This is a genomic window from Pontibacter oryzae (genome assembly GCF_003576375.1).
GTDB lineage: Bacteria > Bacteroidota > Bacteroidia > Cytophagales > Hymenobacteraceae > Pontibacter > Pontibacter oryzae.
This window is the reverse complement of record NZ_QWGE01000003.1, coordinates 109,545-135,772: the sequence shown is the minus strand read 5'-3', so window position 1 is coordinate 135,772 and position 26,228 is coordinate 109,545. Positions and strand designations below refer to the sequence as shown.

The following is a 26,228-nucleotide window of genomic DNA, read 5'->3' as shown; positions in this document are numbered from 1 at the left end:
AGGTTATTACCGAAAACGTAAGCTTACTGCTTTGGCTAAATCTTTCATGGAACCTATGGATAAGATAGCCTATTACTCCGATCACAAGAAAAAAACCATTGGGGCGCAGCACAACAACGAACAAGAATAATAAGGCGCAGGCTATCGTGTCGAACCTGCTCTTGGTTTTTATGGATAGGTAATAAAGTATAAAAATACTGGTACTTATATACAATGACTCAGTATGGATATAGAAATTCCATAGGTGTATCTCGGGCCAGGCTATATAAAGAAAGGAGCATATAAAGCTGCTTACACGGTTACTTGTGAGGTTATACACTGCACTATAGAGGCAGATAAGTGCCAAACCAGATACTAGTACCTGTATCAGAATTACTGATTTGATCGGGAGTTCTAGCAAGTGCAGAATAGCAGTTAAGAAAAAGGTATACCCTGAATAAAGGATGCTATCTGCTCTATACCAGTAAGTCTCGCCTGCCATTAACGAATCAGCATAGGCAAGGTATCTGTGGCTGTCGAAAACGATTTTCACCCCAAACCTAAAGTATAAAGCAATGTTCATCAACAGCCTCAAAAGTATGAGTAACTGTAATCGCTTCGGGGCTGCTAGCCATGCTGCGGCTGCCTTCTTTTGGGTCCTGAGTTTGCCGTAAATATGATGTGCCAAGTATGAAAATACACGTGTTAAAAGATGTAAGGTATTAACAAAGCGGACTTTTACCTAAGGATTTTTTGCAGTGCCATAAACGCTTTTTTGTAGCATTATATTTGCAACGTCGTATTTGAACATATATCCTGAATAAGCACCTATGCCCCTACTTCGTTTTATACTTAAGCTCACCCCCTGGATTCTATTGATTTTGCTCGGCGTGTACCTGTGGCGCACTTTTGGCGAGTTTTTTAGCAAGCCGGATAAAAAGGAAGAGCCGGAGGTAGTGGTGAATTTCAACACTGTTCTCACCTCAGTGGAGGATCTTGGCAAAATGGAATTAGTGCGTTACAATTTCAAGGATGTGGTAGAGTATGAGAAAAACGTGTCGCGGTGGGTGCCCAACTCCAAAGTGGTGCTGATTGTGGCTGGCGAGGCTGTAGGCTGCGTTGACTTTACTAAAATCACGCAGGCCGACATACAGTTTCAGGGCGATTCGCTGGTGCAGGTGGCGCTGCCGGACCCAGAGGTCTGTTATTACAAAGTAGATCACAGCAAATCAAAGGTTTTCAGCAAAGAGAACACATACTTTCAGGATGCAGACCTTGTGGAAGAAGCTTATACTTACGCCGAAAATAATGTAAAGCGCGCCGCTCTAAATTCCGGTATCCTGAGCCAGACCAAAGTAAACGCCGAAAAAATACTGAAACCGATCTTAGAGGAAGTAACTGGCCGCCGCGTGGTGCTGGTGCCACAGCGGAGAGTTCAGAACCCAGAACTGCCGCCTAAACAATAGGTCTGTCTGATAATAGTAACTGCTTTTAGGCCGCAGTAATGTCTCTTTTTTGCTTCCTGCCAATCAGGAGGTAAAGCACAGCGCCCACTATTGGTAGAACCACAACTACGATTACCCATACTAACTTGTCTGTACCTGTCTTGAAGTCGTTCCTAAGTATATCTTGGAGTGCCCAAAGCCATAGAATAACTGATGTGGTGCAAACCATGAATAAAAGTGTTTGCCAAGTGACTAAGTTACTGCTGATAGAAATTAGTTGGTTTGTAATCATGGCGATGGGGCAAGTTTTAGATAATGAATGTGTTACAAGATAAAGTTAAATAATATAGCCGGGCTTTGCAATGCTAGCCTACCTGTTTGTCGCGCCGTGGAACAGCAATGTGCTCTTGGATGGCTTCACAACCTTTTAGACGCTGATGAGATGCAGCAACAGTAAAGCATGGTTGAAATACGTAGCTACACTTTGCATTACAGGTATGGGAGATTCACAGATTTTTCAACTAGTGCTGTAGAATTAGCAAAAGCAAAGTACTACTTTTCTTCCAGCCCCTTCAGCGCATCCTGAATCAGATCGTTCTCATAGCCTTTACTCATTAGAAAATAGGTGAGTTTCTGGCGGCGGGTAAACGGGTTTTTCTCTTTCTCGGTGGCGTTCTTCTTTTCCAGCAGTTGCAGCAGGTTTTGCTCGTATACGTCGGGGTCGATTTCTTTCAGGCCCTGCTTGATGCAGTAATCAGAAATGCCTTTCCCTTTTAAGCCCTGCATGATTTTGCGACGACCCCATTTCTTTAGGCCATACTTGCCGCGCACGTAGCTTTGGGCATAGCGCTCCTCATCAATCATTTTTTCCTGGCTTAGGCGCACGATCAGTTCCTCTACATCGTCGGGCTCAAGGCCGTAGGAGTAAAGTTTATCGCGCACCTCCTGCTGCGTGCGGTCCTGGTAAGCGCAGTAGGCAGCAGCCTTCAGCAAGGCTTCTTTGGGGGTATAGGTTTTCTTTTTCTTGTCGCGTTCCAAAAGAGAAAAGTAAGTTAGAGGGTTAAAGAGTTAGAGAGGTTGGGAGGTAGAGAGGTTAGAAAGTTAGAAGGTTGGGAAGTTAGAAAGGTGTGGCTTAGTGGTAGGTTTTTCTTCCCAGCAATTAACAACCAACAATCTAATAATTCAACCATCCAACAATTAACAATCATCAACCAACAATCAGTAACCATAAGCAAGTTAACCACTATTAGCAATCTACGGGCAAAAGCCTGACCTTTGTTGTGAAAAGTGTTAAAAATGAAGTTATCAAAAGGAGTAATATACATGCTGCTGTCTACGTTCTTTTTCGCGCTGATGCAGGTGTGCGTGAAGTGGGTGCCGCATATACCGGCAGAGGAAATTATCGTTTTCAGGTCGTTGATCTCGCTGGTAATTAGCATGGCCTTTCTGAGGAGAGCAGGTGTGAGTGTATGGGGCAATAACCGGAAGTGGCTTTTTGCACGAGGAGCAGTTGGGGCCGTGGCGCTTATACTTTTCTTTAATGTGCTGCAAAACATACCCCTGGCAACCGCCGCCACGTTGCAGTACCTGTCGCCGATTTTTACGGCCATTATAGGTTATTTTATGGTGAAGGAACGGGTGAGGCTATGGCAATGGGTTTTTTTCCTGATCTCTTTTGCCGGCGTGCTCGTAATTGAGGGCGTTGAAACAAACGTAGACAGTCTGTATCTATGGCTGGGGGTAATTAGTGCAGTTTTTACGGGCCTGGCCTATAGCATCGTGCGCAAACTGAACGTGCAGGAGCACCCGCTGGTCATTATCTTCTATTTTCCGCTGGTAACGCTGCCGGTGGTGGGTATTTATACTTTGTTTAACTGGGTGCAGCCCGAAGGCTGGGATTGGGCCATGCTGCTGTTAGTGGGCCTTTTTACGCAGCTGGGGCAATATTATATGACGCTCTCTTACCAGAACGAGGAGATCTCTAAAGTCGCGAACCTTACCTACATTGGTATTATTTATGCACTGCTGTTCGGTTTTATTTTCTTCGGCGAGTTACTAAATGTCTGGACCTATGCAGGCATGGCACTGGTACTGTTGGGCGTGTTGCTGAACGTGCAGTACAAAAATAATATCACCAGAAAAGCAACCTTAGCTGCCCAAAAAAGCTCTACAGAAGAAGAAGTGTAAGTATAAATGCACCTAAAGTATAAATAGTATAATCATGTGCTAAATTATCTGCATTTCGTCTGTACCTTTTCATAGATTTTAGCTTTAACCTTACACACATGCGCTTTTGCTACCTGCTCTTGCTGCTGCTGTTTTTGCCTGCCCTTGCCTGGGCCGGTACATTGCGCGGCCGCGTGACCGATGAAAACAACCATGGCTTACCCTTTGCCAGCATCTACATTAAAGAGACTGCCAGCGGCACTGCCACCAACGACCAGGGCCTTTACCAATTAGCATTGGCGCCGGGCACGTACACCATAGAGTTTAAGTATGTCGGGTATCGTGCCCACCTCGAAACCGTAACCATCGGGGCCGACGACCAGGAACTGAATATAACATTGCAGCCCGAGGTGCTTAACCTGAAAGAGGTGGTGGTGCGCGCCACCGACGAGGACCCGGCTTACAGCATCATGCGCAATGCTATCCGGCTGCGCAAATACCACCGCGACGAAGCACTGGCCTGGAGCGCCCGCGTGTACATGAAAAGCGTGGCCCGCATGGATAAAGTGCCTTCCAAGATACTGGGTATAAAAGTGGTGGATGTGGATACGGGCATTGTGTACTTGTCGGAGTCGGTGTCGGAGCTTGCGTATAAGCGGCCCAACAAAATCCATGAACGCATGATCTCGAGCAAGGTGAGCGGCCAGAAGAAAGGCTTTAGCTTTAACCAGGCCTCCGAGATGAACATCAGTTTCTACGACCCGCTGCTGAAGGTGCAGGGCCTGAGCGAGCGCGGCTTCGTGTCGCCGCTGGCCAACAATGCGCTGTTTTTTTACCGCTTCGAGTACCTGGGCACCTTTCAGGAAAACGGCCACACCATCAATAAGATCAAAGTTATCCCGCGCCGCAAAAACGACCCGGTGTTTGCCGGTAATATTTACATTGTGGATGGCACCTGGCGCGTCCATAGCACCGACCTCAAGCTGACTAAAAACGCCGGAATTGAGTTTGTGGACTGGATAAGGGTGCGGCAAGTATACGCCCCGGTTACAGAGCAAGTATGGCTGCCTGTGTCGCAGCGCTTCGATTTTGAGGCGGCTGGCCTGGGCTTTAAAGGTGGCGGCTATGCCATGGGCGTGTACTCGAAGTATAAAGTGCAGCCAGCCTATGCCAAACCACCCAAGCTGGAGGAAGTGGAGCCCGAAGAGGAGCCAATTATCGACGCTGCTAAACCTCCTAAAAAGCCTAAGTATAAGCTTGTAGAACCTGTGCAGGCACCCGAGCCGGAGCAACCTGTTATCAGCGATAAAGTGTTCAGCAAGGAGGTACTGCTGGTAGAGAAAGGCTCTAACAAACGCGATTCTGCGTACTGGGCCAGTGTGCGCCCGGTGCCGCTCACGCAGGAGGAAGTGGCAGATTACCATAAAAAGGACAGCCTCGAGGTGATCAAAAACTCCAGACCGTACCAGGACTCGCTGGATGCGGTGCGCAACAAGCCCTCGTTCGGGAGCTTTCTGCTGGGCGGCTATACGTACTCCAACACATACGAGCGCAAATTTTACCGTTTTGACCCGCTGCTGAGCCTGACGGGAGGCCCGAGTATTTTGCAGTACAACACCGTGGAGGGCGTGGCCGCCGACCTGCGCGTGGAGTTTGTGAAGCGCTTCGAGGACCGCCGGTCTTATACCATTGAGCCCGCCGTGCGCTACGGTTTCAGCAACGAAAAGCTCAACGGGAAACTGCGCATGAGCTATCACTTTGACCCATTCAAGAACAGCAATATTGCCGTGGAGGGCGGCCGCTACGTGTACCAGATCAATAACCTGAACCCGATCTCACCTTTCGTAAATACGCTTTATTCCTGGCTTGCCGAGCGCAACTACATGAAGCTGTACCAGCGCGATTTTGGCCGCATAACTTACCGCAGCGAGCTTTGGAATGGGGTGAGGCTGAGCCTGGGCGCCGATTACGCCCACCGCATGCCGCTACAGAACACTGCAGACTTCAGTTTTAGGAAGGGGATGGATGACGTGGAAAGCCGCTTTACACCGAACGTGCCCGTAAACGCTGAACTGGCCGATGCCGCTTTTTCGCCGCACCAGGCCCTTACGGTTAGCGCAGCGCTCAGTTTTAAGCCCGGTCAGGAATACATTACCCGCCCCGACGATAAAATAAACCTGGGCTCTAAGTACCCGACCTTTACGCTGAGTTACCGCGGTGGCCTGAAAGCGCTTGGTGGCGACGTAAAGTACCACACGGCAGCCCTTAGCCTGAGCGACGACATTAGTTTTGGCCTGCTGGGCCGCAGCAAGTATAGCGCGATCGGGGGCGTGTTCTGGGGCAAGGAAGATATGCGGCTGATGGATTACAAGCACTTTAACGGCAACCGCACCTTGGTGGCAGGTGTGTACAACGGCTTCCAGCTGCTGGATTATTACCGCTACAGCACGAACAACGCTTACTTGGAGGCGCATTACGAGCATCATTTCAACGGCTTTATCTTTAACAAGATTCCGCTGTTCCGTAAGCTGAAACTGCAGGAGGTGGTAAGTATAAACTACCTGAACACGCAGCAATCCAGGAACTACATGGAGCTTGGCTTAGGCATTGAGCACATCTTTAAAGTGCTGCGCGTGGATTTTGTAACCTCGTTCCAGGAAGGAAACAGGGCCAGAACGGGCCTTATGGTTGGCTTCGGTTTCTGATGGCTTAAAGTATGAACCGGCCGTGCAGGTATGGCTCCTGATAACCAATTAGCGTGCAGGCCGTTAAAAATAGCCGAAGAACCAAGTAACTAAGACTATGAATACATCAAACATATTAAAATCGGGCGTGGCCGTGGCCTTTCAGGAAGGAAACAGGGCCAGAACGGGCCTTATGGTTGGCTTCGGTTTCTGATGGCTTAAAGTATGAACCGGCCGTGCAGGTATGGCTCCTGATAACCAATTAGCGTGCAGGCCGTTAAAAATAGCCGAAGAACCAAGTAACTAAGACTATGAATACATCAAACATATTAAAATCGGGCGTGGCCGTGGCCTTTCAGGAAGGAAACAGGGCCAGAACGGGCCTTATGGTTGGCTTCGGTTTCTGATGGCTTAAAGTATGAACCGGCCGTGCAGGTATGGCTCCTGATAACCAATTAGCGTGCAGGCCGTTAAAAATAGCCGAAGAACCAAGTAACTAAGACTATGAATACATCAAACATATTAAAATCGGGCGTGGCCGTGGCCTTTGCCGCTGTTGTGGGCTTTGGCTGTAGCAACGAGCGCCCCGAGTCTAACCCAACCGACGACGTGAGCACCTCCGAAGCCATTGTAGAAGAGGATGAGAGTGCCGCTAACCTAAACAATCCGCGCCCAGCGCCCATCGGCGACACAGCCGTTACCGGCGAGCAGGCTGACCAGTTTGGCGACATGAACCCCAATGTAGACTCAGCGGCCCGCCAAATGGAGCAGCTGGACGAACAGAAAAGACGTAAAGAATAATAAGTAGTTAATCTATAGAAAGAGGCCTTGCTGATTAATTGGCAAGGCCTCTTTCTATTTAACCACAGCCGTAGTGCCAACCGGCGGAATAACCAGGCCATCACCGCCTTTCTTGCGGCTTTTTATGTGTAGGTTATAAATAATCACGGAGATAAAAATGATCAGGTAAGCTGCTATTTTGGTGCCGGTTGTCTGCTCCCCAAAGTATAAAAAAGCCATCAGGAAGTTAAGGATCGGGTTAATGTACATCAGGATGCCGATGGTGCCCGAGGTAAGCTCTTTCAGTGCAAAAAGGTTCAGGAACAGCGGCAGCACGGTAAAGCCCGCGCTAAGCAGGCCAATGTTCAAGAAAAAGTGCGTATCCAGGTGCGCGCCTTCATCAGCCAGGTAAGTATAAAACGGCCCGATAAGTATAAACGCCACCAGAAGCTGCAGCTTTAGGAGTACAATCTTATCGTAGGCTTTTAGCAGGCGTTGCGTAATCAGGTAAAACGCATAGCTCAGAGCGATAAGCAAGCTAAACAGCAGGCTCGTTAGCTCGCCGGTGCCCACCAACACGCAGCTCAGCGCGCTTAGGCCAATGGCAAACCACTGGTTTATCCGGAGTTCTTCTTTTAGCAGCAGAAAGCCCAGCACAGCCGTGATTATGGGGCAAAGCAAGTATGAAAAAGAGCCCGTCTGGATATCGATGTGGTTGACAACGTAGATGAATGTGAGCCAGTTGGTGGTAAGCAAGGCGCCGCCCAGGAAAGTATAAAGCCAGAACATGCGTTTCTCATGCGTGGTAACGGACTTCAGTTGCTCCCAGGTGGCCTTTAGCTGCCTGCGCCGAAACAGCAGCGATATAATAAACAGCAGCCCCACCGATAGCCCTATCCGGAAGTATAAAATCTGTCCGCTGGGGTATGCGGCCAGCGCCTTTAACGGGAAAGGAATGAAACCCCAGATAATAAATGCCGCCAGCCCCGCAGCGTAGTATGGTTTGGTATTAGTAGCCTCCATAGGTCACTCAAAAGTATAAAAGTGCGCAAAGGTAGGGGTTTAATTGTTGATTGTTAATTGCTGCATGGTTGAATTGCTAGTTTGTTGATTGCTCCGAGGAAAGTCAGTCAACTCAGCACACCTTTCTAACTTCCCAACCTTCTAACTTTCTAACTCCTCTATCTCTCTAACTTTTAAACTTTCCCTTCCTATCTTTGATGTAGAAGTATAAACGCTACCGCATGCTTACCTTTCAGCAGTTACAAAGTATAACCCGGGCGCAGCTGGTGCAGTTGGTGCAGCCGCTACCCATCGTGCACCTGCTCACCGATAGCCGCAAGCTGTCGCAGCCGGCTGGCACGGTGTTTTTTGCCATCCGGGGAAAGTATAACGATGGGCACAAGTACCTGGGCCAGTTGTATGCGCAGGGCGTGCGCGCGTTTGTGGTAGAGCAGGGCAAGCCCGAAGAACTGCAGCAGCTTTATCCAGAGGCCAACTTTTTGCAGGTAAAGAACAGCCTCAATGCCTTACAGGCCCTGGCGGCCTGGCACCGGGCGCAGTTTAATATACCTGTGTTGGGTATTACCGGCAGCAACGGCAAAACAATAGTAAAAGAGTGGCTCTCGCAGTTGCTGAGCCCCGAGGAACTGGTGGTGAAAAGCCCGCGCAGCTACAACTCGCAGCTGGGTGTGCCGCTCAGTGTGTGGCAGATCCAGCCTATGCATACCTACGGAATCTTTGAGGCTGGTATCTCGCAACCCGGCGAGATGGAAAACCTGGAGCAGGTTATTCAGCCCACCTTAGGCATATTCACCAACATCGGCAGCGCCCACGATGAAGGCTTTGCATCCAGAGAGCAAAAAGTAACGGAAAAACTGAAGCTGTTTGCTCACGTTGAGCTGCTGTTTTACTGCGCCGATTACGACCTGCTGCACCAGCAGGTGCAGGCCCAGGGCATACACTCGTTTACCTGGAGCCGGCAGCACCCCGAAGCAGACCTGTTTATAAACGCCACCTCTACCGTGGGCCATAAAACCATTGTGGTGTATACATTTGCAGGTGAAAAACAGCGGCTGGCCATACCTTTTACTGATGAGGCTTCTGTGGAGAATGCCCTGCACTGCCTGGCCGTGCTGCTGCACCGCCGCCTGCCCCTATCCGACATCCAGGACCGCCTGGACCGCCTGCACCCCGTGGCCATGCGCCTAGAAATGAAGGAGGCCATAAACAGTTGCTACCTGATAGACGATACCTATAACAATGACCTGGCCGGCCTCGCCATTGCGCTGGATTTGCAGGCTAGCCAACCGCAACGCGGGAAACGCACGCTTATACTTTCCGATTTGCTGGAATCGGGCTTGCCAGAAGAGCAGCTGTACGAAAAGGTCGCCAGCCTGGTGCAGGCACATAAGGTGCAACGGCTAATCGGTATTGGGCCAACCATCGGTAAGTATAGCCATCTGTTTTCTGAGGCTGACTTTTATACTTCCACCACTGATTTCCTGAAGCACTTTGAGCCTGCCAGTTTCCGCAACGAGCTGATTTTAGTGAAAGGCGCGCGTGTGTTCGGGTTTGAGAAGATTGTACAGGCTTTTCAGCAGAAGGTGCACGGCACGGTGCTGGAGGTTAACCTTGATGCCATGGTGCACAACCTGAATTACTACCGGGCCAAACTTGCCCCCGACACAAAGCTGATGGTGATGGTAAAGGCCTTTGCCTACGGTAGCGGCAGCTTCGAGGTGGCAAACCTGCTGCAGTTTCACCGGGTGGATTACCTGGCAGTGGCTTACGTAGACGAGGGCGTAGCTTTGCGCGAGAATGGCATCACGCTGCCCATTATGGTCATGAACCCTTCGCAGGATAGCTTTGCCAAGCTGCGGCAGTACAATCTGGAGCCCGAAATCTATTCTCTGGAGCAGTTACAGGCTTTCCTGGAATCGCTGGAGGTGGGGGCAAAGTATAAAATACACCTGAAACTGGATACAGGCATGCACCGCCTGGGCTTTGTGCCAGAGGATTTTGAGAAGCTCCTTGCCATGCTGGCGCAGCATCCGCAGGTGCAGGTCGTGAGCGCGTTCAGCCACCTGGCCGGTGCCGATGAGGCCGTGCACAACGACTTCTCAGAGCAGCAGATCGCCGCCTTCCGGAGTATGGCCAGCGCGCTGGAAAACGGCCTGAAGTATAAACTGGTGAAGCATATCCTAAACTCAGCGGGAATTGTGCGTTTCCCGGAACATCAATTGGACATGGTGCGCCTGGGCATTGGCTTGTACGGCGTGGAGGCAACCGGCTCGGAGCAGGAGGCACTGCGCCCGGTAAGCACGCTGAAGACCACCGTATCGCAGGTTAAAAGTATAAAGCAGGGCGAAACCGTGGGCTACAGCCGTAAAGGTATGGCTGATGTGGCTAAAACCACCGCTACCATTGCCATAGGCTATGCCGATGGCTACGATCGCCGGTTCAGCAACGGGGCGGGGCAGGTTATCATTAACGGCCACCGCTGCCCAATCATCGGGAACGTGTGCATGGATATGTGCATGGTTGATGTAACAGGCTTGCCAGTGAAAGCCGGAGATACCGTTATTGTTTTTGGCCCACAGTTAACGCTGGTTGAGTTAGCGCAGCGCATCGGCACGATCCCTTATGAGTTGCTTACAAACGTGAGCACGCGTGTGAAGCGAGTTTTTTATTCGGAGTAAAAAGCGTGCTGGCGATGCCAGGTTTATACTTTGCAGGCGATCGCCGGAACTTGCAACGGCCAAATCGTCAATTCTTTTGCAATAAAGTTGAACACCTCGTAACTTGCAGTTGTTTATAAGCAGTCTAAATAAAAACAGCTAAGAGGTGCAACACAAGGTAGAAGAGCATAAAGGGCGCAAATCTGTGCGCGACCTGAAGATAGGAGAACATGGTGTTATATGCTGCCTCCAGGACCCTGAGATGGGCCTTAAGTTGCTTGAGATGGGTTGCATACCCGGTACCAGTGTTAAGATGAACAGCCGCGCTCCGTTCGGCGATCCAATTACCATCATCGTGAATAACTATACCCTCTCGCTGCGCTTAGACGAAGCCGAGACCATCTTACTCAAGCAGTAAATTTTCATGACTGTAGCAACCCAACCTGAAATAAAGCCGACCTCCACACTTACTTCTGGTCCGGGCATGGCTAAAATTGCCCTGATCGGTAATCCAAACTCTGGTAAGACCTCACTTTTTAACCAACTTACGGGCTTAAACCAGAAGGTAGGCAACTTCCCGGGTGTTACAGTGGATAAGAAGACCGGTTATAGCCAGCTTACCCCGCAGCTCAGAGCCGAGATTATTGATCTACCGGGTACATATAGCCTGTATCCTAAATCGCTGGATGAGCGCGTTATCACGGATTTGCTCTATGACCCTACCTCCAGACACTTCCCGGATCTTGTAATCGTTACCGCCGACGCCTCTAACCTGAAGCGTAACCTGCTGCTCTTTACACAACTGGCCGACCTGCAACTGCCCGCTGTACTCGCTTTGAACATGGTGGATGTGGCTGAGCAGGAGGGTGTAAAAATTGATGTAGAGACCTTGCAGCGTGAGCTTGGCGTGCCGGTTATACCTATGAATGCCCGTAAAGGCATAGGCGTGGCTGCGCTTAAAATTGTAATGACGCAACAGCTGGAACCTAACCGAAATACTTTTTTCGAGATTTCGGCTGACCTCAAGCCGCTGCTGAAAAACATTAAACACAGGTTTAACCTGAGCAATGACTACCTGGCGCTTCAGTTTGCGCACCAGTATAAGAGCCTGAAGTTTCTTTCGGATGAAGATGCTGCCTGGCTGCACGAGCAGCTGGAGATAGCTGCTTTCGAGTCTAACGCACAGCAGGCTAACGAAACAATAAACCGCTACACCCGCATCAACGAGTTGCTGCTGGATGCCGTGCGCGTGGAGAAGGTAGAGAAGGATGAAAAGTTCAGTAACCGCCTCGATCAGGTACTGACGCACAAGGTGTTTGGCTACCTGATTTTCTTCGCCATACTTTTCCTCATCTTCCAGGCCATCTTTGCTTGGGCCAGCTACCCCATGGATCTGATAGACGAAGGCATTGCCGGTCTAAACGGGTTAATCCAAGATAATTTTGATGGCCCGCTGATCGACCTCCTGACAGAAGGCGTAATTGCCGGTTTGGGAGGCGTGCTGGTGTTCGTGCCCCAGATTGCCATACTCTTTGCCTTTATCGCCATACTTGAGGAAACAGGCTATATGGCCCGTGTTACTTTTATGATGGATAAAGTGATGCGGAAGTTCGGCCTGAACGGTAAAAGCGTGGTGCCGCTGATCTCGGGTGTGGCCTGCGCGGTGCCTGCGGTTATGTCGGCGCGTACCATCGAGAACTGGAAAGACCGCATGATCACCATCTTCGTGACGCCGCTGATGAGCTGCTCTGCCCGTATCCCGGTGTATACTGTGCTAATTGCGCTGGTGGTGCCGGAGAAGTATTACCTGGGCTTCCTGAACTTGCAAGGCCTTGTGCTGATGGGCTTGTACTTGATAGGGTTTCTGGCGGCCATACTATCTGCGTTGCTGCTTAAGATTATACTTAAGGCCCGAGAGCGCAGCTACTTTATCATGGAGTTTCCGACCTATAAAATGCCGCGCTGGAAGAACGTGGGCCTTACCATTATCGAGAAATCCAAAGCCTTCGTGTTTGAAGCCGGTAAAGTGATCGTGGCTATCTCGATCATACTTTGGGTACTAGCCTCCTACGGCCCGGGGAACACCTTTGAGCAAGCTAGGGAGCAAGCAGTTGCCGAAGCCCAGTCCCGCAACCTGAATGAGGTGCAAACGGAAAACAAGATTGCCTCTTATCAACTGGAAGCCTCTTATGCGGGTATTGTGGGCCGAAGTATAGAACCAATCATCAGACCGCTTGGCTACGACTGGAAGATCGGTATTGCGCTGCTCACCTCTTTTGCCGCCCGTGAAGTGTTTGTGGGAACCATGTCTACCATCTATAGTATAGGCGAAGAGGAAAACGTAAGCACGATCAAAAACAAGCTTATGTCTGAGAAAGACGCCAGCGGCGACCCGTTCTTTACGCCTGCCCGTAGCTTCTCACTCATGATTTTCTACCTGTTTGCCATGCAGTGCGTAAGCACACTGGCCATTGTGCGCCGCGAAACCAAAAGCTGGACCTGGCCACTGGCCCAGCTCCTTTATATGAGTGGCCTGGCCTATGTCATGGCATTTATCACGTACCACATCTTCAGCTAGAAGCTAAGCTTTATATTTAGGAGTAGTAACAAACAAGGGAGTCCCAAAAGGACTCCCTTGTTTGTTACTATATTCATCATATATCAGCACTAATAGAATCAATAGACTTGTAGCTTTAAATTGTATTTTTTGTACAAATAAATAAAACTATTTGTTTGTATGTTCTCGTATAGGGTGATGGGTTTCTGTAATATAAAGTAGAATAGGACTTAAAAATCATTGCCAAAATTTCGGTTTTCTTCAACAACATAGAGATAATTATTAATGTGTTGAAAATTAGTGTTTTAACTATATTTGGTAAGATGCTAAAGTAGAGGTAAAGCAGAAAATTGTGATTAATATTTTGTAAATATGATACGATTTTAATATACTTGAATTATCTCACCTTAAACAAATAACTTATGAAGAAAGATTTACTCCTTGCTAAAGTGCTTTTGGAGCACTGCTTTCAACCTCCTCCTCCTATTATCAAGACAATGCAATCTGTTAATTATTAGAGTGTTATAGCTAAGTTTATTGTTGCTGATTTTAAAGTACCTGTATACTTAGCTTTACATATCTTTTGTTTTAACATCAGAATAACTGCTAGCTGCATATGAATGCCAAACTAGTAGAATAGGATTATTGTGTCTTTTGTGTTCTGTTGTTTAAGTAAACTGTTTACGATGAATCTCCACTTAAGGTGTTAATCCCTTATAATCTTGCAATCAGACAATAACTTTAACTCTCACTTTAAACAAATTACAATGAAGAAAATTCTATTGTTAAGCTTCTTACTGGTTAGTGCTTTGCTGCAACAGGCAATGGCACAGGTAAGGACCATCACCGGTAAGGTGACGGATGCTTCCACAAGTCAGCCATTGCCAGGTGTGACGGTACTAGTAAAAGGTACTACTGTTGGTACTGCTACGGGTGCTGACGGTAGCTATTCTATTAATGCCCCTGAAAATGCTGCGACATTAGTGTTTAGTTTTATAGGGTATCAAACTGTAGAAAAGCAAATTACAGGTAACAGTGTTAATGTTGCATTACCTATCAACTCACAGCAACTTAACGAGGTAGTTGTTACAGCCCTAGGTATTCAGCGCGAAGAAAAATCAATAGGTTATTCTGCACAAAAAGTTGGTGGAGATGAGCTTAGTCAAGTGCGCGAAACAAACGTAGTAAATTCATTATCTGGTCGTGTAGCTGGTGTTCAAGTTGGCAACAACTCCGGTGCTATGGGTGGATCAGCACGAGTTACGATGCGTGGAGTTAGCTCTATCTTCGGTAACAACAATGCCCTCTTTGTTGTTGACGGCGTTCCAATTGAAAACTCTAACACAAACTCTACTGACCAACAGCGTGGTGGGGGAGGCTACGATTATGGTAGCGCTATACAAGATATCAACCCTAATGATATATCCGAAGTGACAGTGCTTAAAGGTGCCGCTGCAACAGCGTTGTACGGTAGCCGTGGAGCTAACGGTGTTATTGTAATCACTACGAAAAAAGGTACTAAGAAGAATGGCATTGGTGTAACTTATACTTTAGGTCTGACCTTAGATAAAGTATCTGTCTTGCCTAAGTACCAAAATAAGTATGGTGGTGGCTATGGTTTCACTAAGCTTTACTACAACGAAAACCCTGAAGCCTTTCCAGAGGGAAGACAAGGGGCATATGATGATGGAGACGGAAAAGGTAGCTATGACTATGTGCCAGACTACGCGACAGATGAATCATGGGGTCCGAAATTTGAAGGACAGTTATATCGCCCTTACTGGAGCTGGGATGCAGATAAGAACAATCCAAACTTTGGAGAGTTAGCAAAATGGGAGGCTCAGCCAGATAATATTCGTGATTTCTTCGAGACTGGTACTACTTTAACGAACTCGGTAGCATTTGAAGGCGCGAATGATAATGGATCATTCAGATTATCATATTCAAACCTTGACCAAGATTTCATTTTGCCAAATTCTGATCTCAAGCGTCATAATATTGGTTTTAATGGTAGCTACAAGCTGACTGATAAATTAAATGTGTCTGCTAGTGCAAACTACGTGACACATGATGCTGTAGGCCGTCCAGGTACTGGTTACGACGGTAAAAACGTAATGCAACAGTTTACGCAGTGGGGACAACGCCAACTAGATATGGACCGTGCTAAGAACTATATGCTTGAGGATGGGACACAGCTTACTTGGAACCGTACTGCTTGGGATAACCCAACGCCAAAGTATACAGATAACCCTTACTGGACTAGATACATGAACTATCAAAATGATAGTAGAGATCGTATCTTTGGTAATATGACTGCTAACTACAGATTCACAGATTACTTAAGCAGTGAATTGCGTGTTTCCACAGATACATATTCGGAAATACAAGAAGAGCGCACAGCAATTGGCTCACAGGATATACCTGGCTATAGCTTATACAAGATCAATTTTATGGAGAACAACATCCAGGGTATTGTTAACTTCAATAAAGACCTGAGTGATAACTTCTCTCTAAATGCTTTTGTAGGTGCAAACAGAATGACACGTACCCGTGGTAATTTATACGGCGCCACAGTTGACGGCCTAAGCTCTGCGGTATATAACCTCGAGGCTTCGGTAGGTCGACCATCTATTGATGATTATAAGTCTGAGAAGCAGATCAACTCAATTTTTGCTAGTGCATCTTTAGGGTATAATGATGTTCTTTTCTTAGATCTTGGAGCTAGAAATGATTGGTCTTCAACCCTACCTACTGGTGAGAACTCATACTTCTACCCTTCTGTGTCTGCTTCTTACGTGTTCACAGACTTAATAGATGCTTCTTGGTTAAATATGGCCAAAGTAAGAGCTGCAGTAGCAAAGGTTGGTAATGATACTGATCCGTATAATACTTTACTGTCTTATAACCTGCATCAGCCTTTCGGCTCCGACTCAAGAGTGTCTGTGCCTAATACCCTGCCTAATATTGACTTAAAACCAGAGATTACAACAGAGTATGAGTTAGGTACTGAGTTTAGAGTTTTCGATGACAGGCTAGGCTTCAACTTCTCATACTATAACAGACAGACGGAGAACCAAATTCTGCCAATAAGCCGCTCTGCAGCAACAGGTCATACATATAAGTATGTGAACGCCGGATTGGTTGAAAATAAAGGTGTTGAATTGAACTTATATGGTACACCGGTAAAAACCAATGACTTCTCATGGGATGTTAATGTGAACTGGGCTAAGAACAAGAATAAAATTGTTGAGCTGACTGATGAGCAGAAAACTATAATTCTTGCAAATGCCCCATTTGCAGTGCGCCTTGAAGCACGTGAAGGAGAGTCCTTTGGGTCGATAATTGGTTACGATTATGTATATGATGATAACGGTAACAAAGTAGTTACAGCTGGAGGCTATTATGCTCGTACATCAGAGCAAAAAGTAATAGGATCTATTCTTCCAGACTTTACAGGTGGTGTTACAAACACATTCAGATACAAAGGCGTTTCTATGTCTGCTCTTGTAGATTTCCAGAAAGGTGGAGACTTCTTCTCAACTACACAGATGTGGGGTAACTACTCAGGTATCTTGGAAGGAACGGCGGCTGGCACTATCCGTGAAGACGGAATTGTAACTGACGGTGTCTTAGCTGATGGCTCACAAAACACTAAAGCGATTTCAGCGGGTGATTACTTCTACTACAATGGAGGATACAGATTGAATGCTGCTGATGTTGTAGATGCAAGCTACCTATACTTAAGAGAGGTAACGTTAGGCTATTCTCTTCCTAGTTCATTGGTTAGTAAAACACCTTTTAATAATGTGAAACTGGCATTTGTCGGTAGAAACTTATGGTTGATAAGCTCAAACTCTGAGCACGTTGACCCTTCCAACATCACTAATTCAATTACTAATATTCAGGGTATTGAAGGAGGTGCTCTACCTTCAGTTCGCTCTTACGGTTTTACATTAACTTTAGGACTGTAATCAATTCAGAATTTAAATTAGAACTAACATGAAGTTATATAATAAATTATTATTAGGAGCAGCATGTATTTCTCTCATGTCGTCTTGTACGGATGGCTTTGAAGAAATGAACATCAATCCTAATCAGCCAAGTGATGCTACATCAGCACAACTTATGACAACAGCTCAGTATAACTTTGCTGATAACATAGGAGATGAATGGAATAATGGCCGGATGGGTATGTATTATTCTCAATACTGGTCTTCAACGTATTATACTGATGAAAGCCGTTATTTAATACGGGAAGGAACAAATAATGCAATGTGGAACCAGTTCTACCAGGACGTATTAAGAGAGTTAGTTGAAGCTCAGAAAATTGATGCTGATAAAAAGCTTCCTGGATATGAGAACCGTATAGCAATCGCTGAGATATTTAAGGTTTTGACTTACCATTATTTGTCTGATATCTACGGTGGCTCGATACCATATGCTGAAGCATTGAATAATGATATTGCTTCTCCAGTGTATAACTCAGGACCTGAAATATATGCAGGATTATTATCTACATTAGAAGAGCAGATTGCAGCTTTAGATGAGTCAAAGCCTAGTTTCACTTCTGGAGATATTATTTATGGAGGTGATGTTTCGAAGTGGAAAAAATTCGCAAACTCACTGCGATTGCGTATCGCATTGCGCATGATTGATGCAAACGAGTCAGCAGCAGTGACAGCAATAAGCAAGTCATTAAACCCTGCAAACGGAGGCATCATCATGAGTAACTCTGAGAGTGCAGAGTTCCGTTGGATTGATGGTGCCCCAAATAATAACCCACTAAACCAAGCATTCAAGACGCGTATAGACTTTTCAGTTTCAGCACCTTTTGTAGATTATCTGAAAAAGTACAATGATCCGCGTTTAGCAGTATATGCTGATCCATTAAATAATAATGGCACGCCTATCTTAGATGCTAATGGCAAATTGCAGTATGTGGGTGAGACCTATGGCTTAGATGCTGGCGAAGGTAACTCAAATGGAAACACGAAAGTTGTGAGCCTTCCAAGTGATTACTTAATAGGCGCCACTTCTCCTACAGTAATTCTTAATTATGCTGAGGTTGAGTTCATGTTAGCTGAAATTGCTGCAAGAAATCTTGGGGTAAGTGTTTCAGGTACTGCTCAAGAACACTATGCGAAAGGGATTAAAGCATCTTTTGACAATGCAGGTCTAAGCAACGATGCATATGTTCAATATCTAGCTAATGTGCCTTATGTGGCAACTAACCTTGAAACGGCATTAGATGCAATAGGCTCTCAGAAGTGGATTGCCATGTATGGACAAGGAATACAAGGATGGCTGGAAAGACTGCGTTTAGACTTTGAAGACCCATATACTGGAGAAGAAATTTTTGCCCTTCCAGCTGAGGGGTCACTTGACCCTGAGGTAGATACTGTTCCATTTAGAATGACTTACCCATTAGTTGAAGCATCCTTGAACGGTGAGAATTATAAAAAAGCTGTTCAAGCCATTGGTGGAAATAGCAAAGGCGTAAAAGCCTGGTGGGACGTGAAATAACATAATGTAGAGATTGATTAAATAAAGTAGATAGATAAGAAAACTAGGTAGTAGTCTTCTTCATTGGACAAAGGCTCCCGGCTTCCGGGAGCCTTTTCTTATTTAGCAACAAAAAAGGCCCAAGCTATACTTTAGCCCGGGCCTTTGTGCATATAAAGGTTCTGTGTCTTTACTTGTAGATCAAGAACACGGCAGGTTGCTTATGTATATCGGGCAGCTTGCCGCGCCATTGGTTTATACTTTTGGTTTGGATGAATTCATGCTCTGGCGAGGTGATGTTGGCAGCGATGCACAGTTTTGTTTCCGGATGCAGGGTAGAGAGCAGGTCTTCGAGCAGCTTGTTGTTGCGGTAAGGCGTTTCCATGAAGATCTGTGTCTGGTTGCGCTGCTGCATTTCCTTCTCGAGTTGACGCAGAGCCTGTAGCCTGTCACGTTTCTCAATGGGCAGGTACCCATGAAAGCAGAACTGCTGGCCACTGAAGCCGCTGGCCATTAGACTGAGAAGTATCGCCGAAGGGCCTGCAAATGGCACCACTTTTATGCTTTTCTGGTGGGCATACTTTACAACCTCAGCACCTGGGTCGGCTACGCCGGGGCAGCCGGCTTCCGAGATTATTCCGGCATCTTTCCCTTGCTCTAAGGTCGGGTTTAAGGAGGCCTGAACCTGTGCAGGTGTAGCATCCTTATCAATCTGCACAAAGGTGAGTTGATCAATTACAAGCTCCGGACAAATGCTTTTTACATAGCGGCGAGCCGTACGCAGGTTTTCTACAATAAAGTATGTCAGGTGCTGTACGGTTTCCTTCACCTGAGGAGATATCACTTCATCCTGTGTGTTATCAGCTAGTATAGTCGGTATTAAATATAAAGTGCCGGTGTTCTTCATAACGCAAAGGTAAAAGTAATTGCTGGATTGCTTAAGTGATAAACTGCGAAGGCCTGCAAAAGTATAAACAAAACTGCCACAGCTTCTAGCGGTGGCAGTTCAATGTCAGAATCAGGATTTGCAGGATGTAAGAATGGACAGAATGATCATTTGAAGTATAAATCCGAGTTAATATTCTGAAGTAGATTTCATACTTATGATTAAGCTCCAGTTCATCTTCTAATCCAGTAAATCCAAATGCTAGTCGGCGCTCAGGAAAGTGGTAACTAGGTCGTATACCTCGTCGGGGGCTTGGGCGTGTACCCAGTGGCCGGCCTCAGATATGGTTTCTACCTCAACCAAAGTAAACAGGTGCTCAATGTTGCTATAGATATCCTCTTGTTTGATATAGCCAGACCGGCCGCCTTTTATAAACAGTGCGTGTTTTTTAAACGGTACATCGGCTGTAATGGCAGCGGCGATATGCTCATAGTTTTTTTCTAATGCATCGAGGTTCATGCGCCAGCCGAAGGTGTTATCCTCTTTGCGGTAGAGGTTTTTCATCAGGAAGAGGCGCACATCTTCTTCACTTATACTTTTGGCCAGCTGCGCATCTATCTCACCACGGCTAGTTGCCTGGCTCAGGTCTACTGATTGCAGCGCCTCAATAATCTCGTCGTGATGCGGCGGGTAGGCTTTAGGCGCAATGTCTACCACTATCAGGCGGGTGAGCCGGGTTGGGTATTTCAGGGCATACTTCATGGCTACTTTGCCGCCCATCGAGTGACCCATGATAGCAGGCGTTGGGATGTTCAGTTCATCCACCAGGCGCAGGACATCGTCAGCCATGGCGTCGTAGTTGTGCTCCTCGTTATGCGGAGAGCGGCCATGGTTGCGCAGGTCTACTAAGAATACGTTGTAATGCTCTGCCAATCGCTTGGCCAGCGTTGCCCAGTTATCTAATGTGCCGAACAATCCGTGCAGAATCAGCAGCGGCTGGCCATGGCCCATTTCCTTATAGTGTAGTTTCATATTTATCAGGGATCAATTATCAGTTATTTGCTTACGGAAGTATATTAGGTGATGGTTTATGTATAAGCCTTAATGTTCTGTTAAGGCTTACTGCTGTAAGTATTGCCAGTAAAAGAAGAGAAGGCCAGAGCTTAGTTATAGTTGGCAAATATTTTACTGTAGTATCTTTTATGAAGTCAATCAAATTAAATGGTTCGGGATCACCAATGGTAGAAGTTCCGCAAATCAAGTATGGCCCATCATAAGGTGGTCTATAAAACATCCAAATCCCACTCTCAGTAAAACCGGCTACTATTCCATTGTCATAGCTATTGTAATTTAAGACTTCTACTAGAGAAGCATATTTAGCTTTGGAGTCAAAAAGTATATGTAAACCATTTAACGTGTCATTGCTGGCGATATACCCCCTAGTTTTGCTCTTGATGTACTTAGATGTATTGCTATCGTGTGTGCTGTCTCCAGTGAATGCTAGTTCTGTGTATGCACGCTCGGGAATAGGCCAGCCCAATTCTTCCCTTATGGCCTCGTTAGTTACATTAAGGTATAGTACGTTTTTATTGAACCTGTCTAATACCTCTTCGCCAATATAAACCAACAGCAGAGGCAACAGGACCAAACTAATTAGCCCCGGAACATAGTATAGCTTCTTATGTTTGCTTCTGCTCATCTGCTGCAGCTTATATCACTCTTATCAGCTTCTTGTTTCCGTTCTGCTCCTTCAACATACCCAGCGGCTCCAGTTGCAAACCATACTTCTCAAAAATCGCAAGTACTTCCTCGCGGCCAGCGGGGTCTACGGCAACTAGCAGGCCGCCGCTGGTTTGCGGGTCGCAGAGCAGGTGCTTTTGGTCTGGGGTTAGCTCACCGAGTTTGTGGCCGTAGCTGTCGAAGTTGCGGTGCGTGCCGCCCGGGATGGCTTTTTGCGCCAGGTACTCCAGTGCCTCCGGTATAACTGGCACTTTGTCGAAGTATACTTCTGCTGTTAGGTTGCTGCCTTCGCACATCTCCGAAAGGTGGCCCATCAAACCGAAACCAGTAACGTCGGTCATGGCTTTTACCTGCGGCAGTTGGCCCAAATCCGCACCTATTTTGTTTAGCTGCATCATTTGCTGCGGGGCCAGCTGCGCGTGCTCTGGTTTAAGTATGGCTTTTTTCTGAGACGTGGAAAGTATGCCTACGCCCAGCGGTTTGGTTAAGTATAGCTCGCAGCCGGCGGTAGCAGTGTCGTTTTGCTTCAGGTTTTTGATGTCTACCATACCGGTTACGGCCAACCCGAAGATCGGCTCCGGGCTGTCGATGCTGTGGCCACCAGCCAACGGAATACCGGCCTCGTGGCAAATGCTGCGGCTGCCTTCTATCACGCGTTTGGCTACTTCGGGGGCCAATTTGTCTATAGGCCAGCCCAGCACAGCAATCGCCATCATCGGGGTGCCGCCCATGGCATACACATCCGAAATGGCGTTGGCCGAAGCAATTCTGCCGAAATCGTAGGCATCATCCACAATAGGCATAAAAAAATCGGTGGTGCTGATCACGGCGCGGCCCTGGCCGATATCATACACGGCGGCATCGTCGCGGGAGCTGTTACCTACCAGCAGGTTTTTCTCCTCCGGGTAATGCACCTCAGAGTGCAGGATGGCATCGAGCACCTTCGGCGATATTTTGCAGCCGCAGCCGGCGCCGTGGCTGTATTGAGTCAGTTTTATACTTTCGGTGGATATGGTTTCCATGTTAAAGCAGCTTATGTTGTTTGGCAAAATGAACAATCTGCCCGGCATTTTCCTCGGGGTTTATACTTTGGAGGGAGAGGGGCAGCATGCGCTGTTTTTTTGCCAGCTCGTAAGTATAGGCCTTATCGTAATAGGCAAGCGCTATCTCCACCATCTTCTCCATATCGCCATCAGAAATAGCGGCCAGGGCCTCTTTGGTGGCAAGCCCGCCCAGGCGTTTCTTTATTTTAAGGATGGCCGCGGCAAGTATGGCTTCGTTGGTGCGGCAGTACTCCTGGGCCAGCTTTTGTACGCGCAGCTTATGTGGTAGTTCCAGCACGATGGTCGGGGCGGCCTGCATCTGCTCGAAGAACGGTTTGGGCATGTGCACGCGGCCAATGCTTATACTTTCGTCTTCCAGCCAAAGCGGTTGCTGGCTGTTGCTCTCCATAAGGGCGGTGCCCAGCAGGTTCTCGAAATGCTCTGTGCTTGGCTGCGGTGGCAAACCTATACTTCCGAAGGCTGAGCCCTTATGATTGGCAAGGCCTTCCAGATCTATGCTTTGCTGGCCGAGCTGCTGCAAGTATGGCAGAATATCGGTTTTGCCGCTGCCCGTAAGGCCACCAAGTATGATCAGGCTGCGTGGTTTCTCGATCTCGGCGTGCACCCGTTGCCGGTAGGCTTTGTAGCCGCCCTGCAGCAGGTGCACCTTAAAGCCCGCGAAATTCAGGAGCCAAGCCATAGCCCCGCTGCGCATGCCGCCGCGCCAGCAATGCACCAGCAGCTCTTTGTTTTTGGCCAGTTTGCCTGCCTCCTTCACAAAGCGCGACATGCGCGGGCCGAACAGATCCAGGCCGATGAGCACGGCCGGGTCGTGGCCCTGCTGCTTGTAGGCGGTGCCTACTACGGCGCGCTGCTCATCATCAAAGATAGGGAAGGAGTGCGCCGCCGGTATGTGGCCTGTTTCATACTCTTTGGGTGCGCGCACATCCAGCACGGGCAGCTTTTTGGCCTTCTCTAGAAACTCCTGTATGTTAACGCTGTTTACCATCTATTTAAGCTGGCGCAGGTACAGCTGTATGGTGTTCTCCAAGCCAAAGTATAGCGCGTCGCAGATCAGGGCGTGGCCAATGCTCACCTCCATCAGGTTTGGCAGCATGTCGTGCAGGTACTTCAGGTTGTCCAGGTCCAGGTCGTGGCCGGCGTTCAGGCCCAGGTTAAACTCCTGCGCTTTCAGGGCGGCCTGCAAGTATGGCGCAAGGGCCTGCTCGCGGTTTTGGTGGTAGTGGCTGGCGTAGCTTTCGGTGTAAAGCTCTATGCGGTCCGTGCCTACGGCGGCGGCTCCCTCTACCATAGCCTCGTCTGGGTCCACGAAAATGCTGGTGCGGATGCCCCGTTCTTTTAGCTCCCCGATTACATCAACCAAAAAATCTTTATGCTTTATAGTATCCCAGCCGGCGTTGGAGGTAATGGCATCCGGGGCGTCGGGCACGAGCGTGGCCTGCTCCGGGCGCACCTCTTTTACCAACTTCAGGAAGTCGGGCGTTGGGTTGCCTTCTATGTTAAACTCGGTGGTTACCACAGGTTTCAGGTCGTACACGTCCTGGTAGCGGATGTGGCGCTCGTCGGGGCGTGGGTGCACGGTGATGCCCTGGGCTCCGAAGCGCTCGCAGTCTTTGGCTGTTTGCACCACATTTGGCCTGTCGCCGCCGCGGGCGTTCCGAAGCGTGGCTATTTTGTTTATATTTACACTCAGTTTTGTCATGGCTGTATGTTTAGGCCGTTTCCAGGTTATTCTGGCGTTTTTTTGAAATGACTAAATTAGTGGAATTTTGCTTAAGATGATAACCTATAGCTTTGGCCATGGCAGCGTATAAAGGAGCCAGTGCCGCAATATCTGCAGCACATCAACTCAAAAAAGGGAAATAAAACTCAAAAAACTATGACATTAAAACAACGCGTAGACGCCGATATTAAACAGGCAATGTTGGCCAAGGATAAAGCCCGTTTGCAGGCTCTGAGAAGTATAAAATCGCTTATTCTTTTAGCTGAAACCGAGAAAGGGGGCACAGAAGGCGTATCCGAGGATACAGAGATGAAGCTCCTGACCAAAGCCGCGAAGCAGCGCCGCGAGTCTGCGGAACTGTACGCTAAGCAGGGCCGTGCCGACCTGGAGGAGGTAGAGCTGGCAGAGCTGGCCGTGATTGAGCAATACCTGCCAAAGCAGCTGGACGAAGGCGACCTGCGCGCGCGCCTGCTGGAAATTATCCAGCGTGTGGGAGCTACAGGCCCTTCTGACATGGGTAAAGTTATGGGGGTAGCCTCTAAAGAATTGGCTGGCCAAGCCGATGGCCGTGCGGTTTCGCAGGCAGTAGGCGCATTGCTTAACAACACCGATTTTTAAAGTATAAAGTATGGCTTTGGAGCTTCTTGGTTTTAGAGAAGCTCCAAAGCCCCTTTTTAAGATTCAGCAGTAGCACTGGAATTCCATAGTCCGGCGTCTTAAGTCTAGTACCTTACACCTAAAGCAAATGAGTACGTTTGATTTCTTCCTGGCCATACCTATTGCGTACGGAGCCTTTATGGGCTTTCGCAAGGGTTTGCTGTTAGAACTGGTGTCTTTAGTGGCGCTGGTGCTGGCCATACTTGGCGGGCTAAAGTTTCTGGATGCGGCCCTACCAGTAATGGCAGATTTTATCGGCGATGCGCATGGCCTGCTGCCTTACGTTACGTTTCTGGTAGTGTTTGTAGGTATTATCTTACTCATTCATGTGGGTGGCCTGCTCCTGAAAAAGGTAGTCGATTTTACCCCGTTCGGGCTGTTCGATAATGTGCTGGGCGGTATACTTGGTGCCCTGAAATGGTGCGTGGCGCTCAGTCTACTGCTGTATGTATCTGAGATGGCCGGCATTAGCGTTTCCCCCGAAACCGCCGCCGCCTCCGTAGTATACCCTGTCGTGCTCAAAACCACACCCTATGCGCTGGACATCCTGAGCTACGTACTTCCATTCATCAAAGCCCTCATCTCATCACTCCGGCAACACTTTTAGGAGGTAGAGGGTTTAGGAGTTTGAGTGTTTGAGAGGTGATGTTTGGTGATAGGTGGTGTTGGTGAATTTACTGCAATGCACATTAATAGTTTTTGTGTGACAGATGATTTGACACACAGAAGTATCTAACTTTATACCCTCTTAAACCCCATAACACCCAAACTTACCTCATGCTTTTGCTGCTCGATAACTTTGACTCCTTTACGTATAATCTGGTCGACTATTTTGGCCGTTTGGGGGTAGAGGTGCAGGTGGTTCGCAACGATGTGCCGCTGGAGCAGCTAAAGCAGTTACCGGTAACCGGCATTGTCTTGTCGCCGGGGCCGGGCACGCCAAAAGCGGCCGGAAATATGATGGAGGTGATACACTATTACCACACACAGATTCCGATGTTAGGTATTTGCCTGGGGCACCAAGCCTTGGGCGAGTTTTTTGAGGCAAAGTTAGAGAAAGGCATAAAGCCAATGCATGGCAAAATCTCGGAGATCAGCTGTGCGCCTGACCCGCTTTTTGAGAACCTACCAGCCACTATGCCTGTTGTTCGGTATCACTCGCTGGTATTGCACCACCTGCCGGATTGCCTTGTGCCGTTAGCGCACACGCAGGAAGGCGAGCTGATGGCTTTCAGGCACAGAGAGCTGCCGTTGTATGCGTTGCAGTTCCATCCGGAAGCGCAGCTGACGACTTATGGTTTGCACATGCTTCAAAATTGGGTTAGTATTGTTAATATTGCGCACCAGTTCGACCGTTAACGTCAG

The 26,228-nt window shown here is 48.0% G+C and carries 21 protein-coding genes; 12 read left to right on the top strand and 9 right to left on the bottom strand.

The genetic code is table 11. The annotated features are described in order from the left end of the window. Positions 1-809: 809 nt before the first annotated feature. Entirely contained in the window at positions 810-1,445 is a 636-nt protein-coding gene (locus tag D1627_RS09305) for a DUF4230 domain-containing protein (protein WP_119431985.1), read from the top strand. A gap of 25 nt (positions 1,446-1,470) precedes the next feature. On the opposite strand, the gene D1627_RS18670 is transcribed toward D1627_RS09305, so the two are convergent. Together D1627_RS18670 and D1627_RS09295 are read right to left on the bottom strand one after the other, a co-directional pair. Next, complete coding sequence (locus D1627_RS18670; protein WP_394342582.1) at positions 1,471-1,653, bottom strand: PLDc N-terminal domain-containing protein; 183 nt, start codon at positions 1,651-1,653, stop codon at positions 1,471-1,473. 323 nt (positions 1,654-1,976) lie between these two features. After that, a complete protein-coding gene (locus tag D1627_RS09295; protein ID WP_119431983.1) occupies positions 1,977-2,462 on the bottom strand; it encodes a regulatory protein RecX in 486 nt (161 codons plus the stop codon). Positions 2,463-2,720: 258 nt separating this feature from the next. Between D1627_RS09295 and D1627_RS09285 the strand changes: the two genes are divergently transcribed. The 3 genes from D1627_RS09285 to D1627_RS09275 all read left to right on the top strand — a co-directional run bounded on the left by D1627_RS09285 (position 2,721) and on the right by D1627_RS09275 (position 7,075). Then, positions 2,721-3,611: a DMT family transporter gene (locus D1627_RS09285; protein WP_233555577.1), complete on the top strand. Its 891-nt coding sequence runs from the start codon at positions 2,721-2,723 to the stop codon at positions 3,609-3,611. A gap of 98 nt (positions 3,612-3,709) precedes the next feature. Continuing rightward, entirely contained in the window at positions 3,710-6,295 is a 2,586-nt protein-coding gene (locus D1627_RS09280; protein WP_119431980.1) for a DUF5686 and carboxypeptidase regulatory-like domain-containing protein, read from the top strand. A gap of 483 nt (positions 6,296-6,778) precedes the next feature. Beyond that, the gene (locus tag D1627_RS09275; protein WP_119431979.1) at positions 6,779-7,075 is read left to right on the top strand and encodes a hypothetical protein; all 297 of its coding nucleotides are present in this window, start codon (positions 6,779-6,781) and stop codon (positions 7,073-7,075) included. A gap of 54 nt (positions 7,076-7,129) precedes the next feature. Here the strand turns inward: D1627_RS09275 and D1627_RS09270 are convergent, their stop codons facing one another. Further along, complete coding sequence (locus D1627_RS09270) at positions 7,130-8,077, bottom strand: EamA family transporter (protein ID WP_119431978.1); 948 nt, start codon at positions 8,075-8,077, stop codon at positions 7,130-7,132. A gap of 221 nt (positions 8,078-8,298) precedes the next feature. Here D1627_RS09270 and D1627_RS09265 point away from each other — a divergent pair, with 221 nt between their 5' ends. The 5 genes from D1627_RS09265 to D1627_RS09245 all read left to right on the top strand — a co-directional run bounded on the left by D1627_RS09265 (position 8,299) and on the right by D1627_RS09245 (position 18,814). Then, positions 8,299-10,755: a bifunctional UDP-N-acetylmuramoyl-tripeptide:D-alanyl-D-alanine ligase/alanine racemase gene (locus D1627_RS09265; RefSeq protein ID WP_119431977.1), complete on the top strand. Its 2,457-nt coding sequence runs from the start codon at positions 8,299-8,301 to the stop codon at positions 10,753-10,755. Positions 10,756-10,900: 145 nt separating this feature from the next. Continuing rightward, entirely contained in the window at positions 10,901-11,152 is a 252-nt protein-coding gene (locus D1627_RS09260) for a FeoA family protein (RefSeq protein ID WP_119431976.1), read from the top strand. 6 nt (positions 11,153-11,158) lie between these two features. Continuing rightward, positions 11,159-13,312 (top strand): ferrous iron transport protein B, encoded by a 2,154-nt coding sequence (gene feoB / locus D1627_RS09255; protein WP_119431975.1) that lies wholly within the window; start codon positions 11,159-11,161, stop codon positions 13,310-13,312. 701 nt (positions 13,313-14,013) lie between these two features. After that, positions 14,014-17,262 (top strand): SusC/RagA family TonB-linked outer membrane protein, encoded by a 3,249-nt coding sequence (locus D1627_RS09250; RefSeq protein WP_233555576.1) that lies wholly within the window; start codon positions 14,014-14,016, stop codon positions 17,260-17,262. A gap of 28 nt (positions 17,263-17,290) precedes the next feature. Next, a complete protein-coding gene (locus tag D1627_RS09245) occupies positions 17,291-18,814 on the top strand; it encodes a SusD/RagB family nutrient-binding outer membrane lipoprotein (protein WP_119431973.1) in 1,524 nt (507 codons plus the stop codon). 169 nt (positions 18,815-18,983) lie between these two features. Here the strand turns inward: D1627_RS09245 and D1627_RS09240 are convergent, their stop codons facing one another. The 6 genes from D1627_RS09240 to D1627_RS09215 form a co-directional block, all read right to left on the bottom strand. Next, positions 18,984-19,700 carry an SAM-dependent methyltransferase gene (locus D1627_RS09240; RefSeq protein WP_119431972.1) on the bottom strand — a complete coding sequence of 239 codons (717 nt, stop codon included), beginning with the start codon at positions 19,698-19,700 and terminating at the stop codon, positions 18,984-18,986. A 240-nt stretch (positions 19,701-19,940) separates the two neighbouring features. Beyond that, complete coding sequence (locus D1627_RS09235; RefSeq protein WP_119431971.1) at positions 19,941-20,711, bottom strand: alpha/beta fold hydrolase; 771 nt, start codon at positions 20,709-20,711, stop codon at positions 19,941-19,943. Positions 20,712-20,742: 31 nt separating this feature from the next. Then, entirely contained in the window at positions 20,743-21,378 is a 636-nt protein-coding gene (locus tag D1627_RS09230; RefSeq protein ID WP_119431970.1) for a hypothetical protein, read from the bottom strand. 10 nt (positions 21,379-21,388) lie between these two features. Next, positions 21,389-22,441, bottom strand: a complete 1,053-nt coding sequence (gene selD, locus D1627_RS09225) for a selenide, water dikinase SelD (protein ID WP_119431969.1) — start codon at positions 22,439-22,441, stop codon at positions 21,389-21,391. A gap of 1 nt (position 22,442) precedes the next feature. After that, positions 22,443-23,471, bottom strand: a complete 1,029-nt coding sequence (mnmH, locus tag D1627_RS09220; protein WP_119431968.1) for a tRNA 2-selenouridine(34) synthase MnmH — start codon at positions 23,469-23,471, stop codon at positions 22,443-22,445. Further along, on the bottom strand, positions 23,472-24,185 hold the full coding sequence (locus D1627_RS09215) for a pyridoxine 5'-phosphate synthase (RefSeq protein ID WP_119431967.1): 714 nt from the start codon (positions 24,183-24,185) through the stop codon (positions 23,472-23,474). It lies immediately after the preceding gene. A gap of 177 nt (positions 24,186-24,362) precedes the next feature. Here D1627_RS09215 and D1627_RS09210 point away from each other — a divergent pair, with 177 nt between their 5' ends. The 3 genes from D1627_RS09210 to D1627_RS09200 all read left to right on the top strand — a co-directional run bounded on the left by D1627_RS09210 (position 24,363) and on the right by D1627_RS09200 (position 26,222). Continuing rightward, positions 24,363-24,824, top strand: a complete 462-nt coding sequence (locus D1627_RS09210; RefSeq protein WP_119432511.1) for a GatB/YqeY domain-containing protein — start codon at positions 24,363-24,365, stop codon at positions 24,822-24,824. A gap of 127 nt (positions 24,825-24,951) precedes the next feature. Then, complete coding sequence (locus tag D1627_RS09205; protein ID WP_119431966.1) at positions 24,952-25,470, top strand: CvpA family protein; 519 nt, start codon at positions 24,952-24,954, stop codon at positions 25,468-25,470. 170 nt (positions 25,471-25,640) lie between these two features. Further along, positions 25,641-26,222, top strand: coding sequence for an anthranilate synthase component II (locus tag D1627_RS09200; protein WP_119431965.1), 582 nt, complete (start codon positions 25,641-25,643; stop codon positions 26,220-26,222). Positions 26,223-26,228: the final 6 nt, after the last annotated feature.

Coding starts and splice junctions, on each gene's coding strand:
- D1627_RS09305 (WP_119431985.1), top strand. CDS start 810: ATGCCCCTACTTCGTTTTATACTTAAGCTCACCCCCTGGATTCTATTG.
- D1627_RS18670 (WP_394342582.1), bottom strand. CDS start 1,653: ATGGTTTGCACCACATCAGTTATTCTATGGCTTTGGGCACTCCAAGAT.
- D1627_RS09285 (WP_233555577.1), top strand. CDS start 2,721: ATGAAGTTATCAAAAGGAGTAATATACATGCTGCTGTCTACGTTCTTT.
- D1627_RS09280 (WP_119431980.1), top strand. CDS start 3,710: ATGCGCTTTTGCTACCTGCTCTTGCTGCTGCTGTTTTTGCCTGCCCTT.
- D1627_RS09275 (WP_119431979.1), top strand. CDS start 6,779: ATGAATACATCAAACATATTAAAATCGGGCGTGGCCGTGGCCTTTGCC.
- D1627_RS09270 (WP_119431978.1), bottom strand. CDS start 8,077: ATGGAGGCTACTAATACCAAACCATACTACGCTGCGGGGCTGGCGGCA.
- D1627_RS09265 (WP_119431977.1), top strand. CDS start 8,299: ATGCTTACCTTTCAGCAGTTACAAAGTATAACCCGGGCGCAGCTGGTG.
- feoB (WP_119431975.1), top strand. CDS start 11,159: ATGACTGTAGCAACCCAACCTGAAATAAAGCCGACCTCCACACTTACT.
- D1627_RS09245 (WP_119431973.1), top strand. CDS start 17,291: ATGAAGTTATATAATAAATTATTATTAGGAGCAGCATGTATTTCTCTC.
- D1627_RS09240 (WP_119431972.1), bottom strand. CDS start 19,700: ATGAAGAACACCGGCACTTTATATTTAATACCGACTATACTAGCTGAT.
- D1627_RS09235 (WP_119431971.1), bottom strand. CDS start 20,711: ATGAAACTACACTATAAGGAAATGGGCCATGGCCAGCCGCTGCTGATT.
- D1627_RS09230 (WP_119431970.1), bottom strand. CDS start 21,378: ATGAGCAGAAGCAAACATAAGAAGCTATACTATGTTCCGGGGCTAATT.
- selD (WP_119431969.1), bottom strand. CDS start 22,441: ATGGAAACCATATCCACCGAAAGTATAAAACTGACTCAATACAGCCAC.
- mnmH (WP_119431968.1), bottom strand. CDS start 23,471: ATGGTAAACAGCGTTAACATACAGGAGTTTCTAGAGAAGGCCAAAAAG.
- D1627_RS09215 (WP_119431967.1), bottom strand. CDS start 24,185: ATGACAAAACTGAGTGTAAATATAAACAAAATAGCCACGCTTCGGAAC.
- D1627_RS09210 (WP_119432511.1), top strand. CDS start 24,363: ATGACATTAAAACAACGCGTAGACGCCGATATTAAACAGGCAATGTTG.
- D1627_RS09205 (WP_119431966.1), top strand. CDS start 24,952: ATGAGTACGTTTGATTTCTTCCTGGCCATACCTATTGCGTACGGAGCC.
- D1627_RS09200 (WP_119431965.1), top strand. CDS start 25,641: ATGCTTTTGCTGCTCGATAACTTTGACTCCTTTACGTATAATCTGGTC.